This window comes from Enterococcus sp. DIV0170 (assembly GCF_051710765.1).
GTDB classification, from domain to species: Bacteria; Bacillota; Bacilli; order Lactobacillales; family Enterococcaceae; genus Enterococcus_A; species Enterococcus_A raffinosus.
Window position 1 is genome coordinate 1,034,549 of the sequence record NZ_JBIOLG010000002.1, and the last position, 17,097, is coordinate 1,051,645.

At 39.0% G+C, this 17,097-nt stretch carries 18 protein-coding genes; 7 read left to right on the forward strand and 11 right to left on the reverse strand.

Going from position 1 to position 17,097, the window contains the following annotated elements:
* Positions 1–94: 94 nt before the first annotated feature.
* Genes IGI50_RS20440 through IGI50_RS20450 form a run of 3 tightly spaced genes read right to left on the reverse strand, consistent with a single transcriptional unit; the run spans position 95 to position 3,457 of the window.
* Positions 95–1,555 (reverse strand): ABC transporter substrate-binding protein, encoded by a 1,461-nt coding sequence (locus IGI50_RS20440; RefSeq protein ID WP_060789578.1) that lies wholly within the window; start codon positions 1,553–1,555, stop codon positions 95–97.
* 23 nt (positions 1,556–1,578) lie between these two features.
* Positions 1,579–2,502, reverse strand: coding sequence for a carbohydrate ABC transporter permease (locus IGI50_RS20445; protein ID WP_028020592.1), 924 nt, complete (start codon positions 2,500–2,502; stop codon positions 1,579–1,581).
* Positions 2,503–2,512: 10 nt separating this feature from the next.
* Positions 2,513–3,457, reverse strand: a complete 945-nt coding sequence (locus IGI50_RS20450; protein WP_028020591.1) for an ABC transporter permease — start codon at positions 3,455–3,457, stop codon at positions 2,513–2,515.
* A gap of 257 nt (positions 3,458–3,714) precedes the next feature.
* On the opposite strand from IGI50_RS20450, the gene IGI50_RS20455 reads away from it, so the two are divergent.
* Positions 3,715–4,824, forward strand: a complete 1,110-nt coding sequence (locus IGI50_RS20455) for an ABC transporter ATP-binding protein (protein WP_438778349.1) — start codon at positions 3,715–3,717, stop codon at positions 4,822–4,824.
* A 175-nt stretch (positions 4,825–4,999) separates the two neighbouring features.
* Here the strand turns inward: IGI50_RS20455 and IGI50_RS20460 are convergent, their stop codons facing one another.
* On the reverse strand, positions 5,000–5,494 hold the full coding sequence (locus IGI50_RS20460) for a hypothetical protein (protein ID WP_438778350.1): 495 nt from the start codon (positions 5,492–5,494) through the stop codon (positions 5,000–5,002).
* Positions 5,495–5,735: 241 nt separating this feature from the next.
* On the opposite strand from IGI50_RS20460, the gene IGI50_RS20465 reads away from it, so the two are divergent.
* The gene (locus IGI50_RS20465) at positions 5,736–5,837 is read left to right on the forward strand and encodes a type I toxin-antitoxin system Fst family toxin (RefSeq protein ID WP_373278400.1); all 102 of its coding nucleotides are present in this window, start codon (positions 5,736–5,738) and stop codon (positions 5,835–5,837) included.
* 358 nt (positions 5,838–6,195) lie between these two features.
* Here the strand turns inward: IGI50_RS20465 and IGI50_RS20470 are convergent, their stop codons facing one another.
* A complete protein-coding gene (locus IGI50_RS20470) occupies positions 6,196–6,543 on the reverse strand; it encodes a hypothetical protein (RefSeq protein ID WP_438778351.1) in 348 nt (115 codons plus the stop codon).
* Between the two features lie 28 nt (positions 6,544–6,571).
* Positions 6,572–6,967: a VOC family protein gene (locus tag IGI50_RS20475; protein ID WP_438778352.1), complete on the reverse strand. Its 396-nt coding sequence runs from the start codon at positions 6,965–6,967 to the stop codon at positions 6,572–6,574.
* 681 nt (positions 6,968–7,648) lie between these two features.
* Here IGI50_RS20475 and IGI50_RS20480 point away from each other — a divergent pair.
* The 5 genes from IGI50_RS20480 to IGI50_RS20500 all read left to right on the forward strand — a co-directional run bounded on the left by IGI50_RS20480 (position 7,649) and on the right by IGI50_RS20500 (position 9,353).
* Complete coding sequence (locus tag IGI50_RS20480) at positions 7,649–7,858, forward strand: hypothetical protein (RefSeq protein ID WP_028020996.1); 210 nt, start codon at positions 7,649–7,651, stop codon at positions 7,856–7,858.
* Positions 7,859–7,869: 11 nt separating this feature from the next.
* Entirely contained in the window at positions 7,870–8,082 is a 213-nt protein-coding gene (locus IGI50_RS20485; protein ID WP_010746621.1) for a DUF2922 domain-containing protein, read from the forward strand.
* A gap of 63 nt (positions 8,083–8,145) precedes the next feature.
* Positions 8,146–8,529 carry a hypothetical protein gene (locus IGI50_RS20490; protein ID WP_438778353.1) on the forward strand — a complete coding sequence of 128 codons (384 nt, stop codon included), beginning with the start codon at positions 8,146–8,148 and terminating at the stop codon, positions 8,527–8,529.
* Positions 8,530–8,574: 45 nt separating this feature from the next.
* Positions 8,575–9,177, forward strand: a complete 603-nt coding sequence (locus IGI50_RS20495) for a DUF2922 family protein (RefSeq protein WP_438778354.1) — start codon at positions 8,575–8,577, stop codon at positions 9,175–9,177.
* 83 nt (positions 9,178–9,260) lie between these two features.
* Complete coding sequence (locus tag IGI50_RS20500) at positions 9,261–9,353, forward strand: type I toxin-antitoxin system Fst family toxin (protein ID WP_111945260.1); 93 nt, start codon at positions 9,261–9,263, stop codon at positions 9,351–9,353.
* An 87-nt stretch (positions 9,354–9,440) separates the two neighbouring features.
* On the opposite strand, the gene wecB is transcribed toward IGI50_RS20500, so the two are convergent.
* The 5 genes from wecB to IGI50_RS20525 form a co-directional block, all read right to left on the reverse strand.
* Positions 9,441–10,553, reverse strand: coding sequence for a non-hydrolyzing UDP-N-acetylglucosamine 2-epimerase (gene wecB / locus IGI50_RS20505; RefSeq protein ID WP_222227503.1), 1,113 nt, complete (start codon positions 10,551–10,553; stop codon positions 9,441–9,443).
* Between the two features lie 98 nt (positions 10,554–10,651).
* Entirely contained in the window at positions 10,652–11,956 is a 1,305-nt protein-coding gene (locus IGI50_RS20510; protein WP_438778355.1) for a glycosyltransferase family 2 protein, read from the reverse strand.
* A 409-nt stretch (positions 11,957–12,365) separates the two neighbouring features.
* Entirely contained in the window at positions 12,366–14,357 is a 1,992-nt protein-coding gene (locus IGI50_RS20515) for an Ig-like domain-containing protein (RefSeq protein ID WP_438778356.1), read from the reverse strand.
* A gap of 34 nt (positions 14,358–14,391) precedes the next feature.
* Positions 14,392–15,759 (reverse strand): pectate lyase-like adhesive domain-containing protein, encoded by a 1,368-nt coding sequence (locus IGI50_RS20520; protein WP_438778357.1) that lies wholly within the window; start codon positions 15,757–15,759, stop codon positions 14,392–14,394.
* Between the two features lie 472 nt (positions 15,760–16,231).
* Positions 16,232–17,080: an aldo/keto reductase gene (locus IGI50_RS20525; RefSeq protein ID WP_438778358.1), complete on the reverse strand. Its 849-nt coding sequence runs from the start codon at positions 17,078–17,080 to the stop codon at positions 16,232–16,234.
* Positions 17,081–17,097: the final 17 nt, after the last annotated feature.

The following is a 17,097-nucleotide window of genomic DNA, read 5'->3' on the forward strand; positions in this document are numbered from 1 at the left end:
AGAACCGAAGAATTTGCTTCCAAGATCGTTTTGACCTTGAAAGCAAATCTACAGAATTCAGTTCAACAGGATGCGTTTCATGTTTGAATAACGTTTATTGATTGTCTTTCATGTATTGATCCAATTGAGTTTGCATTTCTTTTTGGGCTTTTTCCCAGCCTGCCGCTTTTAATTCTTTGATCAATTTTGGCAGATTTTCTTTTGGATCAATCGAACCAGTATTCAAGTTCGCTGCGTAACGGTTCATGACATTCATCACGTTAGATAGCTCTGTTTTGAACCCGTCTGTTTTAGCGTTGAAGCCTAAAATTGGGGACGTTGCGGCTTCTTCAATACTTTGATCACGTTTTTGGATCATTTCATCCGTCACTGTTTCGGAAGTATATAGAAGCATATTGTTCCCAGTATTCCAAGCATCCATGTGGGCCTTTGGTTTGTAGCCGTCCAACAACTTGATCTTCTTGTCGCCGACTTTTTCCCACGCTTCGCCTTCAATTCCCCAAACTAAGCCATTTAACAATTTAGGATCGGTATTCAACAGGTTTAAAAATTCTACTGCTTTTTCTTTATTTTTCGAAGTATTCGATACGACGAAGTTCGCCATTTGGGCTTGAGCCGTTGTTTTCAATTGGTTCGTGATCGGACGAGAAGTAAGTGGTTGACTAGCTGCTTGAGAAATAATCGTATCCCCATAATCCAACGGTCCTTGTGTTTCTTCACGCATGAACCACGTGTTTCCTTCTAGTGGGTAAGCTTTTGTATCTGTTGCCGCATCTGAAGGAATCAGCCCTTCTTGATACCATTGATGCAACACTTCTAAATTCTTCTGGAATTGAGGATCTTCGTATTGATTGATGATCTTCGGTGACCCCTCCGCATCCACCTTGACAGCAAACGGATAATCCTTGCCTAATGGATAGTCGAAGTTGCCAGATGCTTTAAAGTTTTGACCAATCGCAAACGCCGCGATATTTGGTTCTTTTTCGTGGAACTGTCTTAAGACGTTGGTTGCTGATTCGTAAGACCCGTCAACTTTGCTGATATCCAGATTGTATTTCTTCACGAACTGGTCATTAAAGGTCAATACTTGTTGCGCCCACGTATTTCCGTATACTGGAATCGCGTACAATTTTCCATCAACTTCATTGCCTTTTTTGTAGGTCTCTGGCAATTGATCCATGTATTCTTTGGCATGGGTCTTCGAAAGCTCCGTCAGATCTGCAAAGGCACCTTTTTGTGCATTCGCAACGTATTGGTAAGCAAACGCGAGGTCATAGCTCTCTCCCGAGTTAATGATCGTCGGCATTTTCTTTTCCCAGTCACCCCAACTAATGTACTGTAAGTCAATCGTTACGCCGATCTTATCTTTGATCTGCTTGTTGGCGATCTTCATCAATTCATCATAGTTATCTGGCTTATCTCCTACCTGATACATCAACAATGTTTTTGAATCTCCGCCGCTGGCTTCCTTTGAATTTGCCGAGCTGCAGGCCGTCAAGCCAACGGTCGCAAGTGCGATGGTCGCTATCCCTAGTACTTTTTTCCACGCTTTCATTTTTCCACTTCTTTCTGTATTGTTTATTCTTTGACTCCGCCAATTGTTAAGCCTCCAACAAAATACCGTTGGAAGAATGGATAGGTTAACGCAATCGGTAGGGTTGAAACCACTACGATTGCCATCCGAGCCGATTCGCTCGGTAACGCCGCTAGTCCTCCTTGAATCTGAGCACCGAGACCAGCGTTTCGCGCCAAGAAATCCAAATCATTTTGGATCTTCATCAACAAATATTGTAATGGAACAAGACTATCTTTTTGGATATACAGCAACGCATTCAACCAGTCATTCCAATAGCCTAAAGCTGCAAAAAGACTAATGGTCGCAATTCCAGGAACCGCTAGCGGCAAGACGATCTTAGTAAAAATCCGCATCTCACTAGCCCCATCGATTCGCGCAGACTCAATAATACTATCGGGAACCGTCTTTTTAAAGAACGAACGCATCACTAAGATATTGAATGGCCCTAATGCGAGGGGCATGATCAATGCCCAAATCGTGTCGTTCAAGTTCAACAGATTTTTAACCACTAAGTAAGTGGCCACCATCCCTGGCGTGAACAGCATCGTGATTAAAGCAAAAATCGTGAAAAAACGCCGGAAGGGAAAGTTAGAGCGAGAAATGACATACGCATATAGCGACGTCATCGAGGCGTTCACCACTGTTCCCAATACTGTTACAAAAACGGTGATGCCAAATGCCTGAAAAATTTTCTTGCTCATTTCCCCCGCAAAAATATAACTATAGGCTGCCATCGAAAATTCTTTTGGCCAGAAACGATAGCCCATCTCCGCTAATGAGGCTTCCTGCGTCAGTGAAATCATGATGACAAAGAAAAACGGCAAAACACAAGAAATCGCAAATAACGCCATCACAATATTAAAGATCAAATTGACTGTCGGATTAAAAGAGCGAATTTCAACTTTATTGATTTTTTTCTTCTTCATTGAGTGCCTCCTAAAATAGTGCTGAATCTGGTTCAACTTTTCTAACGACAAAGTTCGCCATCAGCAGCAATATCGCACCCACAACCGATTGATACAGGCTGGCCGCCGAAGACATTCCCAGATCACCCGTCGACGTTAAACCGTTGTAAATGTACGTATCTAAGACCGATGTCACTTGATACAGCGCGCCGGAATTTCGCGGAACATTGTAGAACATTCCGAAATCCGCACGGAAAATTCCTCCGATGTTCATGATTAACAAAACAAGCATCATTGGAACGATTTGAGGAATGGTAACATTTTTGATCTGCTGCCACTTGCTGGCGCCATCTACCATCGCCGCTTCATAATACGTCGGGTCGATTCCCATGACGGAAGCATAATAAATGATACTATTGTAGCCGAGACTCTTCCAAACATTCATGATGACGAAAATCAACGGCCACCAAGTCGGATCATTGTACCAATTGATTGGATTTTTCCCGCCATTGGTCAACCAATGATTGATGATCCCTTTATCGGGGCTCAAGAAGGCATAAACGAAATACCCGATGACTACCCACGATAAGAAATATGGCAGCAATGACATCGTATGGTAAACCTTCACTAATCTTTTATTTCGCAACTCGCTCATGATAATCGCAAAGGAAATCGCGAAGAACAAATTAAATGCCAAGAATACTATGTTGTATAAAAGTGTGTTGCGAGTAATCAACCAGGCATCCTGTGAAGCGAATAAAAATTTGAAGTTATCAAAGCCGACCCATTCACTCGTCATCAAACTATCAATAAAGCCGTTTGGTGAAATGTGAAAATTCTTAAAGGCTACGACATTGGCGAACACTGGAATATAAAAGAATAATATGAACCAGAGGAAGCCCGGCAACGCCATTAAGATCAACGCTTTATAGCGCCAGACATTCTGCCAAAAACCGACTTTCTTTTTTTTCTGCATCCCTTCAACTCCTTTCGAAAGTAATGATATCGCTTTCTATCGGTAGAAGTAATGAACAAATTTAAGGTATGTTGCAACAAATTAAAGGAAAGTAGAGAAAGTCATTTTTGATCGAAAGTAATTGTGATAAAACGTAGATAGCTTCTTTTTCCATTTTTTCTATTAAAGCAAATGAAAGCGATACCTACTATTAATTTGTTTTTTTGAAGAAAGTGGGAAAGAATAATTGAAGGATGAACGAATTGGAGGAACCACGAATGGTTGAAATGGCTTTAAAAAATGTCTATAAACAATATGACAACAATCCCAAATACTCAGTAACAGACTTTAATTTAGATGTAAAGGATCAGGAATTCATCGTCTTTGTCGGTCCTTCCGGCTGTGGAAAATCAACCACTTTACGCATGATTGCCGGATTGGAGGATATTTCAGAAGGCGAATTTTCGATTGGTGGAAAAATCATGAACGAGGTGGCACCGAAAGACCGCGACATTGCTATGGTTTTTCAAAACTATGCCCTATATCCTCATATGACGGTCTTTGATAATATGGCCTTTGGTCTAAAATTACGGAAAATCAACAAGCAGGAAATTAAAAAACGCGTTGATAATGCGGCGGAGATTTTAGGCTTGACGGACTATCTAGACAGAAAACCTGCAGCTCTATCCGGCGGACAGCGTCAACGGGTCGCTCTAGGCCGAGCTATTGTCAGAGATGCTCAGATTTTCTTGATGGATGAGCCTTTGTCCAACTTGGATGCCAAACTGCGGGTAGCGATGCGAGCGGAAATCGCGAAATTGCATCGCCGTTTAAAAACAACGACGATCTACGTGACCCATGATCAGACCGAAGCAATGACCATGGCGGATCGAATCGTGATCATGAAAGATGGCTTTATTCAGCAGATTGGTTCGCCGATCGAGGTCTATAATTCTCCAAAAAATGTCTTCGTGGCAGGCTTTATTGGTTCTCCTGCAATGAACTTCTTCAATGTCACCTTATCGCGAGGAGTCATCACTGACCACCAAGGATTGCGTCTAACCATTCCTGAAGGAAAAAATAACCTCTTGGTTGAAAAGGGCTACGAAGGCAAAGAATTGATTTTCGGTATCCGCCCAGAAGACATCCATACTGAACAAATCGCGATCGATACTGCCCCAGAAGCCACCGTAAAAGCGGAAATCGTCGTTTCCGAGTTATTAGGTGCTGAAACTATGCTCTATTCTCGTGTTGGCGAAACCGAATTTATCTCGCGGGTAGATGCTCGTGATTTCCACCACCCTGGAAAAAAAATCGATTTGGCCTTTAACTTGAACAAGAGCCATTTCTTCGATAAAGAAACAGAAGAAATCATCGAGGTGAGTTAGAAGCCGCTTCTTAAACTCTTTATTACCAAAAATCAAACATCCCTAGTAAACCAAAATCGAATGAAGATTTTGATTTTGGTTTACTAGGGATGTTTTACTATCTTTTTTTACTATTTGAATCAAGTAGTCAATAAAACCGTCTGAAAATATTCACCAAATCGTATTCCTCCATGAATTACTCCACTCTGAAATAACTTATTGGTTTTGAGACCCCTTCTGTTTTCTCTCTAGTTGTTGCTGAAAAGAAAACTATTTCATTCTGGGACAACTGTTTAAGATTAAATCTAGAATCTGTTCTTTTTAGTGGTTTTAGCATCCACCGATTGTCTGAAGTTAAATGTTCAACAACTTCAAACTCAACCCTTTCATCCTCGTTAGGATTCTTCGCATTTTTTATCTCAAGAATAAAATCATTGTCTATTTTTTTGAACTCAATTACCTGAGATAGCTCCTCTGATTCCCATTTTCCGGAAAGACTCTCCAAAAATTCAGATGTGTCTATAGGTTGCATAACCGAGGAGGAATGAACAGTTGATATTTTTTGTGTCGTCTTATTAGGCGAATTCTTTCTTGGTACCACAAGCAATAGTAAAATCAAGAGCAATAGAAATAATAACCCTAAAAGTTTGTTCCTGTATCTCCCCATACTAAACCTCCTGATTTCATCCAAAGGAATACATATTGTTCGCGTTACCTTCATAATTAAAAGAGCGATTCACACCAAAAAATATCGTTCTTTCACCTTAAATCGGCCTACGCAGCTGCAGAACCAAAACTTCTCGGCGGATGTCCACCAACACTTTTTCAGCGAAAATATTCGATGATACTAGGAATTTTAGGATTATTGCTCTCTAATCTTCCTCGTATGATATACTAACACAGGCAACTTGCCACGTTGGGTGGTGAGGTTGTTGAAAGATTTAATTTCGTTGGTTGTCGCACCTATTTTCGTAGGTATAGTTAGTAAACTATTTTCTTCATGGCTAGATAAGAAGGACAAAGACGATAACTAAAAGCAGGTTGCTATTCTAGCCTGATCGTTCGTACTCGCAGCGAACGAAAAAATAGCCGTTCCCTTTCGTCGCAGTCAGGGGACGGCTTTTTTTAGTGGTGCTGAAAGATTTAATTTCGTTTCGCAAATACATTTTATCATGAAAACAGTGAAAACTCAATTTCTCACTTCAGCCATAAACAATTCGTGTCTTCGAGTATCTACACGCTTTTAATCATCATTATAGTACAACTAAACTACTTGGCAACTACAATCCTTATAAAAAAGATCTGCCTCTATTTTTTTATTAAGTAAATGCCACATTTTAAAAAGTGAAAAGCGGTTCATACATGTTTTTCATTGATTTAATTCATATAACTTCAAATCGGCCTACGCAGCTGCAGAACCAAAACTTCTCGGCGGATGTCCTCCAACACTTTTTCAGCGAAAATATTCGAAGGCACCATGAGCTTCTTTGGAATCTTCTGACTGTTCACCACATGACGCAGCTGTTCAGGGATTAAATAGATCGTATCTTCCTCAAAGACCTTTATCTTGTCGATGAAGGCGGATGTCACTTGATAATTCTCGCCAAAGTGTACCTGCATCTTCGCAATCGGTTCACGATACTGTGAGAACACAAACATTCGGCTGCCCGCACTGCTCACTACTGTCGAAGGCAAAATGTAGACTACCTTTTGTTTTGAAGGTTCCGTTTCGTTATCCATCGTTTGTCTCCTTGTTTTGCTGGCTCTATCAAATGACAATCATGTTCCATACAATGCCGTATTTGTCTTTAACTGATCCATGGAAGGGGCTGTAAAAGGTCTTGGTCGGTGGAAGATAGACCTCACCCGCTTCTTTCAGCGCATCAAACATCGCTGCCGCCTCTTCAACACCGCTTGGATTTACCGTCAAGTGAACGTTATTCCCCACTTGAAACGGAATTGAAAATTCGTCCGCAAAGGTAAACGGCGAACCAAACAACTCCATTTCTCCATGAAGAACATAGTTACTCACGTCTTCCTCCACGCCTTCTGGGATGTAGTCTTGGTACCTTTGGATTGTTAGTTTTTCTCCGGAAAAGACTTCTTCATAATACCGCATCGCCTCTTCGCATTGTTTGTTGAATAGAATGTACGGTGTTACCATGCTTTATCGCTCCTTTGGCTTTGTTTTTTTACTAAGTTATCGTTGAAATAATTAGCCACCAACCCACACCTTATCCTCAATGCCAGATCCGTATACGTTTCTTCAATTGCGTATGCAGCGAGTTGCGAAAGCTTACAACCACCTGTGAACGTATGGAATTTTTCTGAGACAGCTATCTTTTTAGGTAGTAGGGTTTATCTTGTTTCCAAGGAAATTCGATCAACTATAGCTAGGCTGTTGGTAGCGTATCCATTTTATCTTGAGACTCTATTTTACTATATTTCGTGAGAGATAAAAATTGAATTCCTCCTCTTTTCATGAAAGCTAAATATTAAGAAAACATTAAGTACAATAAAAATAATCAGTTTGTCTCAAGTATTTTTTAAGAAAAGTTCAACAGAATTCCTCACTAAAAACATTGATATATCAATTTTTATCAACTAAGCATACACCCCTCTTCGTTGTCAAAGTGCCGAATTCTGCATTTGGCCCTGAATTTTGCAGGGGATTGGGTGCTTCTTTTTTTCAAAAGCCTATGAAATCGGGATTCTTCAAAAAAATTTGGTCGCTAACCCTGCAAAATTGACCCCTAAATGTAATTTTCGCGGTTTTGACCTAGTTTTGTTTTGTGCCTTATCGTTAAGTCACCGGCCGGAACAAAAAACACATGGAGGAATAAACATGATCCAAAAACTAAGCACCAAATTGCAAGTCCAATTGTCTGTCCCTGGAGTGGAAAAACTAAAGAAAATCACTTTTTCAAACGTTGTGGACAACCCTGAGGAAGCAGAAATCATCAAACTAGGGGAAATCATGACGGAGCTAGACCAAGACGACACCTTGTTAGATGGCGTGATCATCACCAGCCAATCTCGTGTGACAAAAAATTAGGAGGAAACTAGATGAAAAAACTTGTATCGATCTTTAAAACCAGCGGCGGACGTTCTCAAACGTGGAGCTATCCAAATCCAGGAGAAGGTAAAGCGCCAGAGGATATTCGCAGTATCTTAGAAAAAATGACGTTGCTGCATTTGTTCAATAAGGATGGCGAAAAGTTGTATAACGAAGTCGTCAGTGCTAAGTATGTAGAAACTGTCGAAACAATCATTTTCTAATCAATGAATTTGAGGAGGCGCGGCTTAACAGTCGCCTTCCTCTACAAAAAAGGAGGAGACCTTATGAATGAACTGACCCTTTCGTACCGCCAATTGTTCCATTTGAAATCAACCACCTTGGAAAAACGTATCAAAGAGTATTACTACAGTACACAAAACAGCAGCCTAACGATTAAATACATTTTAGCTTTACGTGTGAGACACCAACTCGGTGCGGAAGAGTTTGCTTTCATTCTGAAGGATCTTGTCCGTGAGATCTTTATGAACACGAAAGCTACTCGCACCATGAAACGCTTCTTTTACTATTTCCAAGATTACTTCATGGCACCTGAGTGGCAAGCATTAAAAATGAGAACCTTCCCTGTCCGTAATTTCGGTGAAAAAGCCGTGTCCCTTGTCCGTTCCTTGATCACAAAAGTACGTCCCAATGAAACGAATGAACCTTGATAGAAGATGACCTACGCTAAAAAATTGAGAAAGGAAAATACAGCTATGAGACAGGATTTAGTGGCAACCTTTACCAACGGTTTAGGAAAAACACATGACTGGAAATATAACAATCTAAAGAATGATCTGCCGATCCCCGTCATCAAAGAAGCTTGCGAACTCTTAACGACATTAGACATTTTTGAAGAAAATGGCGTAAAACTATTTGATTCCGTGGTTACTGCGAAGATCATTACCACCAAAGAAACCGAGATTTTCGATAAAGAAAAGGAACCTAAAGAAGAAAAAACGGTTCCTTCTCCAAAAATAGAGAAAGAACCGGAAATGCCCGCTGTTAAATCAGGAAACAGCTACGATTATTTGTTTAATACATCGAGAACTGCGATTGCTAAAAGTTTGGAAGAACCAGCAGAAACAAGAAACGACTTCCCTTCATTAATAATACCTGCACCACAAATCGGAGAAAAAACAATTACATCATTAGAAAATACTGCTGCTGAGAATTCTTCTGATCTTTCGGCTGCGCAGTCGAATGTTCCCGAACAAGAGAGTCGGCAAAAAGGCTTTTCCGCTTGGCTTCGTCGAAAAATCAATCGAAACAAGGACGACCCAGACATCCGCTCTCGAAACGGTGACCCCAGCAGCTAAATTCTGCCCTTCTCAAATAAATAATGCGTAGGTCTATCTTGCTCAAGTCGTCAGCCTCCACATCGGAGAGGAGGTGATGCACCTTGAGCGAGCTGATTCGATATGTCCTCGCTCCGCTCTTTGTGGGGCTGATCATTGCCCTGGTCAACCACTGGTTGAGCGGGCGTGATCCGTGACGACTGAAGATACTACATCTGCGATCCTGCGATCGCAGATGTTCAATTCTGAATTTTTAAACTTCTTCTTAGTAACTCATTGATTATTTACGATCGCAGGCTTAAATATATAGCATCAAGTATCTTTTCGCTGGCATACCCATCTCCGTAAGGATTGGCTGCTTCACTCATTTGTTGATAAAGAACATTGTTCGTTAACAATTGCTTTGTAGTCTCATATACCTTTTGCTCACTGGTTCCGACTAGTTTTAGTGTTCCAGCTTCCACTCCTTCAGGTCGCTCAGTCGTTTCCCTTAAAACCAAGACCGGTACCCCTAAGGATGGCGCTTCTTCTTGAACACCGCCAGAATCTGTTAAGATCAGAAAACTTTTCGCGGCAAAATTATGAAAATCCGTTACGTCAAGGGGTTCGATTATTTTGATCTGATCGGACTTATTTAATACAGATTCAGCAATTTTTCGAACAGCTGGATTTTTATGAATCGGAAAAATGATTTGAATATCTGGAAAATCATTGATCAAACGATTGATTGCTCGAAAAACTTCTACCATCGGTTCTCCCAAATTTTCTCGACGATGCATGGTTAGCAAAATATTTTTCTTCTTTTCATCTAGATTTTCATTCTTGTAGTGATCAACAACCGTATACCGCATCGCATCTATCGCTGTGTTGCCAGTTACAAATATTTTTGATTCAGAATGATTTTCTGTTAACAAATTGTTTTTGCTCACTTCAGTCGGTGCAAAATATAAATCCGTTAGCACGTCTGTCAATTGTCTGTTCATTTCCTCCGGGAAGGGAGAATATTTATCCCAAGTTCTCAAGCCAGCTTCTACATGTCCCGTTGGAATTTGGTTATAAAACGCAGACAAAGCAGCAGCAAATGTCGTAGTCGTATCACCGTGAACTAAAACAATATCTGGTTTTTCTTTTTTAAGCACCCCGTCCAATTCCCTCAGGACTTTGTTGGTAATAGACGACAACGTCTGCTCTGTTTCCATCACCTTAAGATCAAAGTCAGGAGTAATCTCAAATACCGATAATACTTGATCCAGCATTTGTCGATGCTGTCCTGTAGAAACGACGATTCCTTCAAATCGATCGTCTTTAGCTATCGCCTTTACTAAAGGTGCCATTTTTATCGCTTCTGGTCTTGTGCCGAAAACGACCATCGCTCTGATTTTACTCACCAAGATCATGTCCCCTTTACCTATAGACTGATTAAAAAGAAAGCAATTATTCCAATTACTAAGCTAACAAATGATAGATTTCTTAAATTCAAATGCTTTTCCATCTTCTACCCCACCTTTTCAAATTTCGCATTGTGCGTTGTTTTATTCCATTTATTTTGAGGTTTGAACCACGTCACAAACCCAAAAACCTGTGCAATCATGTAAGTAATCGAATTGTAGATAAAACTATAAACTAAGCGGCAGAATAGCAATGCTTTTCTCCAAAAATTATTCTGCGCCTCGAAGTACGGTGTCGCTTCTTCAAGAAAATAGACTGTTGGAATAATCAAAAAGTTTAAACATTCCATAGATACCCAAAAAACAAGCAATGAAAAAATATGTGGAAGATAGACGAAGAAGCGATTATCAATTAAAGAAAAAGCAAGAATGATTAAAAAAGCAACAGGTCTTACCATTGAATAAGAATAGAAAAGTGTTTCAATCTTGCTCATTAATTCTGGTAAACTTCGTGATTTGAACCATGAGATCAACTGTTTAACCGTCGTTGTGAAGGCAACATACCAGTGGCCTTGTGCCCAACGTAATCGTTGATTATGACTGGCAATAAAGGAATTCGGTTTTTCATCATGGACGACTGCAAAATGATTCCAACCACTTTTCATTCCTTCTATGGATAATTCAACCTGAAGTTCAAAATCCTCTGTGTAGCTTCTGGGGTTCCACCCACGTTTTTTCAAGTATTTTGTGTCTAGTATAAAACCTGTGCCGCCGATGGCAGAATTCCACCCTAAAACATAGTTTGCATATTGTACGGCTCTATTTGTAATGAAATAGACAGCAGCATAGCCCGATGCAGTTATCGAGCTGACAACATTTTTCATACCAAGATACCCTTGTATGACAACAAGTTCAGGATGAGCGATACTTTGAGAGTTCATTTCCGTAAGATAGTTAGGCTCAACAATGTTATCTGCATCAATAAACGCGATAAAGTCATAGCGCAACCAGTCACCTGTATCAATATACTTGGCGATCGCATGGGGCTTGCCTCTGGGTTCGTCTGGTTTGGAGACATTTTCAAAGACTTTGGCTTTCCCTAAACTTCTAACAATTTCCGCCGTTCTATCCGTGCAATTATCTGCAATGACCACGATGTCAAATAGATCTGGATCATACTCCTGATCAATGAGTGACTTTACTGTATCTGCAATAACATCCTCCTCGTTATGTGCAGGAACTAAAAAGAGAAATCTTTTTTGCGGCGAAACGATTTCATAATCTCTTTTTGGTTTTTTTAAGCCGAAAATGGATAGAGCTGTAAAAAATAGTAGATTCCCAAAGACAATAATGATCAAGATGATAGAAATAAGTACTAATGGTTCAAATAAAAAATTTGGTAATCTAAACATAATGTAACCTTCTTTCCATATATTTATGAGTTCATAGTTTACACGAAAAAATATAAACGACCATAAATTAAATGGATTTCAATATCATAATGTGTGTTTTTTTATTTCCTTCGAATTTATAATTAATATTAAGAAGGATTAATCACAAACTAGAGTCTTCAATCGTCTTCCGTATGAACTCATTTTACATAAATAAGTATACTTATTTATTTCAAGCTTACAAATAATTAGTATCCTTGTGTTTTTTCGTTTAAAAAATAGTATTATTATTATTTATTCTGATGAATTCGTTATATATTTTAATTTTCTCATTTAGCAGAACTTTCTAATATTGATAAAAAAATCACACTTATGACCATTTCAAAAGAAAAAGTCCTGATACATTTTGTATCAAGACTTCAGATTCTCTTTATTGAATGATCAAATAGCCTACGCCATTTGTATTTATTAAACTCAATTGTTTCCCATTGCCAATATCGTTACTTTCAATCTCGTTAAAGTTTGGATGGTAGTCTCCAATTGTTCGTGTTGTCGCTCCAACATTTAAATCTTGTGTTACATCCACGCCATCTGTTGTTTTCAAATTGATTGAAAGCTTGTATTCCCCACCTTCAAGCGTATTTAATTCTGTGTTTTCTAAAATCCCTTGATACCCGTTGAACACACCGGAATTGTACCAATCGATATTCGTACAGTTAAAGGATTTTACAACTTCACCTGCATCATTTACTAGGTTCAATGTTTTTGTCACGTTTTCATTATTGGTCAAATCAAATTCTGCGTTATCGATTGAACCTTCAAGAACCAATCCATAGGGCTGCCAGTAGCCTAGTTTAAAGAAGTTCACCGTTTCCGTCGCCAGATGTGAAACGGTTTGAGAAACTGTTGGGCTTTCGTTGCCATCGATCACTTGAATGACATCAATTACAGTACCTTCCACCTGCGGATTAATCGGCATTGTCCATCTTAAATCAGAACCTACAGTAGTAGTACCGAGTAGCTGTCCGTTGATAAATGCATTTATTGTAGCACCTGCTTCACCCAATCCCGTCAATTGCTTATCCTTGTCATTCACCACATTCAAAACAGGCGCTGGGACAATCACTTCTGGTGTTTCGATAAGTAATTTGTAAGGATCGTTATAGGTCATTTTTGCTTGTAAATCTGGGATGTTTGAGTAAATCACATGATTGATCTTGCCGCCATCCATACCTAGCATAGCGTCGAGTGGCTCATTTACTGAAAAATCAGGTGTTTCAGTAATGCTTGTTTCCCATCCACTAATTTTTTCGGCTTGAATCTTCATCGTTCCGGCATCAGGGAAGTTAGTCACTAGGTTGCCGACTTTTGAGATTAATTCGATTTTTTTCGGATGATTAAATTCCGCCACACTATCTTTAGCGAAATGCAGGACATCGCCTGTTCCATTGACACCGTGATTCACAATGAAGCTCGCCCCTTCATTTACTTCAAGAAGACGATCGATATCCACAGTCGCTTCAGTAGTATGGGCATCGGTTTGTCTATTTACAGTAAGCGAAGCATTGCTTTGTACAGTTAAATCACCAAATCCGTTCACATCAGACAGCTCACTTGCACTATTTATCGTCACATCAGCATTCGGTTTAATGATTAGATCTAGAGAATCATTCGCATTGTTAAACACACAGTCATCTTCGTTAGTAATCGTTACTTTAGCGTCATTATCAACCACCAAGTAAGGCACACCAATATTCCCACCGTTGAAGCTAAAGGTTGAAAGTGAATTTTTTTCGTGGGTCAGGTCAAACTCACCAGAAATCGTCACCCCTCCTACTTGAGCAAATTCTTGGACTGGAGAAGAAGCATTTACATTTTTTACATTAATCTTGTTCGTCCCGCTAAAATTTGCAAACCCTTTTTGATTATAAATCATTTGCGGACCTGTATATTGAATGTTTTCAAACTTAAGAGTGACTCCACTTAATGAATCTCTAATACCAATGGGACCATAGTAGTTTTTCCCTTGAATAATCGCATTCTTTAATGAGACTTTCTTTGTTGTGCTATCCTGTGGAAGATTGATTGTATCTCCAATAGAACTAGAATCTTTTTCTACTAGTGTATTCCCTTGCATATCGATAGAAACGTTCTCTTTATTCTTATTCACTACGATTCCACTAGACAGGACGATGTCTCCTGATACCTTAATATCCGTTATGCCATTATCTTCTTCAAGTGCTTTTTTTAACTCACTAAATGTTAATACCTCAGTGGCATCATTTTTAACTGCGTGTTGAACATTTTCTTCGGCAAACACCCTACTTATAGGAAAATGGAGTCCTCCGATTCCTACAGTTAAAATCGCTGAAGTAATGAATAATCTTTTAGTAATATTTTTTTTAGCTACCGAACACTTCATATTTTTTGTCCCCTTTTACTCATTTTTAATATTTTTAATAACCGCCAACAATTTTAGAAACATCACCAGTGTTGTAGTTATTTGCAAAATCTTGATTATTACTTGTCATGTTTTCTTGTTTGACTGTATTTTCATAGCCATCTAAGCTAAAAGAAGCCTCTAATGAACCTTCATAGCTATTTGTTGGTTCACCTGTGGGGTCAGAACCACGTTCCCAAGTTCGGATACCTGTCGAAGATTTAATGTTGACTTTCGTTTTAGATAGCCAACTTCCCATAACAGCGCCTTTTCCTTGTTCGTTTAAATTGGTCATACTAAATCTTGACCCTTCTTCAAAGGTCAATTCATCACCAGTTATTACAGTCCCTTGGTTTCCGCTGCTGGTAACATCAAAAGAAGCTCCTGACCGTACAATAATTTTCCCATTTGTAGCCTCAGCACCTTCCTCCACCGTTCCATAAGAGATACCGATGAATTCACTACCATCTAAAAATTCAGCAGTGCTCTGATTATCCATATGCAGAGCCGCATTCAAGCGCCCTCTGAGTTTTAAGAACCCTTCGTTTGTAAGCTTGAACTTGCTTCCCCCTTGCAACCCTTTGTTTATTCCGTATGCTGATAAGTTTCCGTCTTTCGCTACATTTAGCTCCGCTCCTTCACCAGAAAGATCAATGCAACTCGTCAAAAGTCCAAAACCGATCATAGTAACATTTGCATTTGGTTTTATGGTCAATTTGTTCCCTTGATAGACTTCTTCCAAATACGCAATGCTAAAGCAGACTCCTTCCATAATAAGCTCTCCATAAGGTAGATAAGTCATTTGATTCCCTGTGACATGAATATTATTGTAAGTGACCCTTACTCCCTTTTTATCGCTCCAGAAAAAACCGAAAATATTTGTTTTCTCAACAGATAAATCACTAATTTCAGCTTCTCCATTTTCCACATCTAACTTAATATCGTGTGAATTCATATCGAGTTTATGCCCATTCCCCATTACTACTTTTCCTGTAACTGGAATATAAATATTCCCATCCAATGTTATATCCGCAATAATATTTACCTCTAAAAGTTCAGTAGTAGTCAATGCTGCTTTTAACTCTTCAAAATTCGATACGTTAATTTTCTTAACACTATCATTGTGAGAACTGGAAGGATTTAAATTATTGTTATTTCCTTGTACAGCCTCAGCACAATCTGGATCAGAGTTCATTTCATTTAATGCCTCTGATATTATGGGGTTCGTTTTAATTCTTTCCCAATCTGGGGTATCAAGAGTATTTTCTGCATTGGATGATATTCCTGAATGATTTGTATTTTCTTCAGCAAAAGCTGTATTCATACATAGAGCATTCTGAAATAACATAATACCTAGCAAACCCATTGTGATTCTTTTTTTCATTTGTTATCCTCCTAGTTATAGTAATCGTTTACAAAAATAATTATACCACATTAAATCAACTAAAAGTAAAATATAATAAAAAAATTAAAGTTATTTTATTATTTTTTTCAGACAAGTCGTTTTAATTAAAAATAACGTATTTTTTAAAGAAATTTAGTTAATAAAAAAGATTTCCGTAAAAAAAGTTTTGAAGGTGCAAATACTGTTTTTTCTTTTCGCCAACCAGCAGCAATTTTCGCTGTTGATTGCTTGATTCTTATTTATTTTGATCTTTGTTTTTATCTTTGTCATTGTCTTGATATATCGCCATAGGTGTGTGTTATTTCATACCTTCACGCTTTGCATGTATTTACTTCGTCTGCTACTTATATTTCTTCGAAAGCCAAAGGACGCCACGAAAAAGACCAACGAATCCTATCGTTGGTCTAAACGTATTATTGAATTTTTTGTAGAAGAGAGACTCTTTAGAAGCTTAAAAATCTACCTGATCAGGATTTTTAGCACTTCCCGCTAATCCTTTTAAGCCATCAATGATTGCCATGTCCTCTGGTTTTATTTCAAAGTCAAAGACTTCAAGGTTTTCTTGAATACGCTCTTTGTGAACTGACTTCGGTAATGGTAAGAACTGATGCTGCAGGCTCCAGCGTAAAACAATTTGCGCAATGGAGCGATTGTATTTTTCAGCGATTTCTTTTAATTCGCCTACTTTAAAGATTTCACCCGTTCCTAATGGACTATAAGCTTCACTTAAGATGTCATGCGCCTGATTGTACTTCACAACTTCTTGCTGCTGATCACTAGGATTTAGAAAGATTTGATTGACCATTGGTTTTATTTTCGCTGTTTCATACAATGCGTCTAAATGGTGTGGCAAGAAATTAGAAACACCGATGGCTCTGATTTTTTTCTGTTCTACCGCTTCCTCCATCGCTCGCCAGGCTTCTGCGTTCCCTTCCTTCCAATTTTCACGAATGGCTAAGGGACTTGGCCAATGAATCAAGTAAAGATCGATGTAATCTAGGTCTAAGTTTTTTAAAGAGTCATCAATCGCTTGTTTCGCGGCATCATACGAATGTCCTTTACTTCCCAATTTTGTTGTGATAAATAATTCTTCTCGAGGGACTCCAGAGGCTTTTATTCCACTACCTACAGAAGGCTCATTCCGATAGGCTGATGCGGTATCAATATGGCGATACCCTGCTTCGATTGCCCATTTTACCGACTCTTCAGCAACCTCGCCATTCGGTGTTTGCCATGTACCAAAGCCGATGACAGGAATCTCCACTCCATTCGATAATGTATAGGTACTGTTTTTGTTCATACTCGTTCCTCCTAAAT

Bases quoted from the DNA above. Each gene is read 5' to 3' on its own strand.
- IGI50_RS20490 (WP_438778353.1), top strand. From the start codon at position 8,146: ATGAATGAACTGACCCTTTCGTACCGCCAATTGTTCCATTTGAAATCA.
- IGI50_RS20455 (WP_438778349.1), top strand. From the start codon at position 3,715: ATGGTTGAAATGGCTTTAAAAAATGTCTATAAACAATATGACAACAAT.
- IGI50_RS20495 (WP_438778354.1), top strand. From the start codon at position 8,575: ATGAGACAGGATTTAGTGGCAACCTTTACCAACGGTTTAGGAAAAACA.
- IGI50_RS20470 (WP_438778351.1), bottom strand. From the start codon at position 6,543: ATGGATAACGAAACGGAACCTTCAAAACAAAAGGTAGTCTACATTTTG.
- IGI50_RS20525 (WP_438778358.1), bottom strand. From the start codon at position 17,080: ATGAACAAAAACAGTACCTATACATTATCGAATGGAGTGGAGATTCCT.
- IGI50_RS20480 (WP_028020996.1), top strand. From the start codon at position 7,649: ATGATCCAAAAACTAAGCACCAAATTGCAAGTCCAATTGTCTGTCCCT.
- IGI50_RS20450 (WP_028020591.1), bottom strand. From the start codon at position 3,457: ATGCAGAAAAAAAAGAAAGTCGGTTTTTGGCAGAATGTCTGGCGCTAT.
- IGI50_RS20445 (WP_028020592.1), bottom strand. From the start codon at position 2,502: ATGAAGAAGAAAAAAATCAATAAAGTTGAAATTCGCTCTTTTAATCCG.
- IGI50_RS20510 (WP_438778355.1), bottom strand. From the start codon at position 11,956: ATGTTTAGATTACCAAATTTTTTATTTGAACCATTAGTACTTATTTCT.
- IGI50_RS20475 (WP_438778352.1), bottom strand. From the start codon at position 6,967: ATGGTAACACCGTACATTCTATTCAACAAACAATGCGAAGAGGCGATG.
- IGI50_RS20440 (WP_060789578.1), bottom strand. From the start codon at position 1,555: ATGAAAGCGTGGAAAAAAGTACTAGGGATAGCGACCATCGCACTTGCG.
- IGI50_RS20515 (WP_438778356.1), bottom strand. From the start codon at position 14,357: ATGAAGTGTTCGGTAGCTAAAAAAAATATTACTAAAAGATTATTCATT.
- wecB (WP_222227503.1), bottom strand. From the start codon at position 10,553: ATGATCTTGGTGAGTAAAATCAGAGCGATGGTCGTTTTCGGCACAAGA.
- IGI50_RS20485 (WP_010746621.1), top strand. From the start codon at position 7,870: ATGAAAAAACTTGTATCGATCTTTAAAACCAGCGGCGGACGTTCTCAA.
- IGI50_RS20520 (WP_438778357.1), bottom strand. From the start codon at position 15,759: ATGAAAAAAAGAATCACAATGGGTTTGCTAGGTATTATGTTATTTCAG.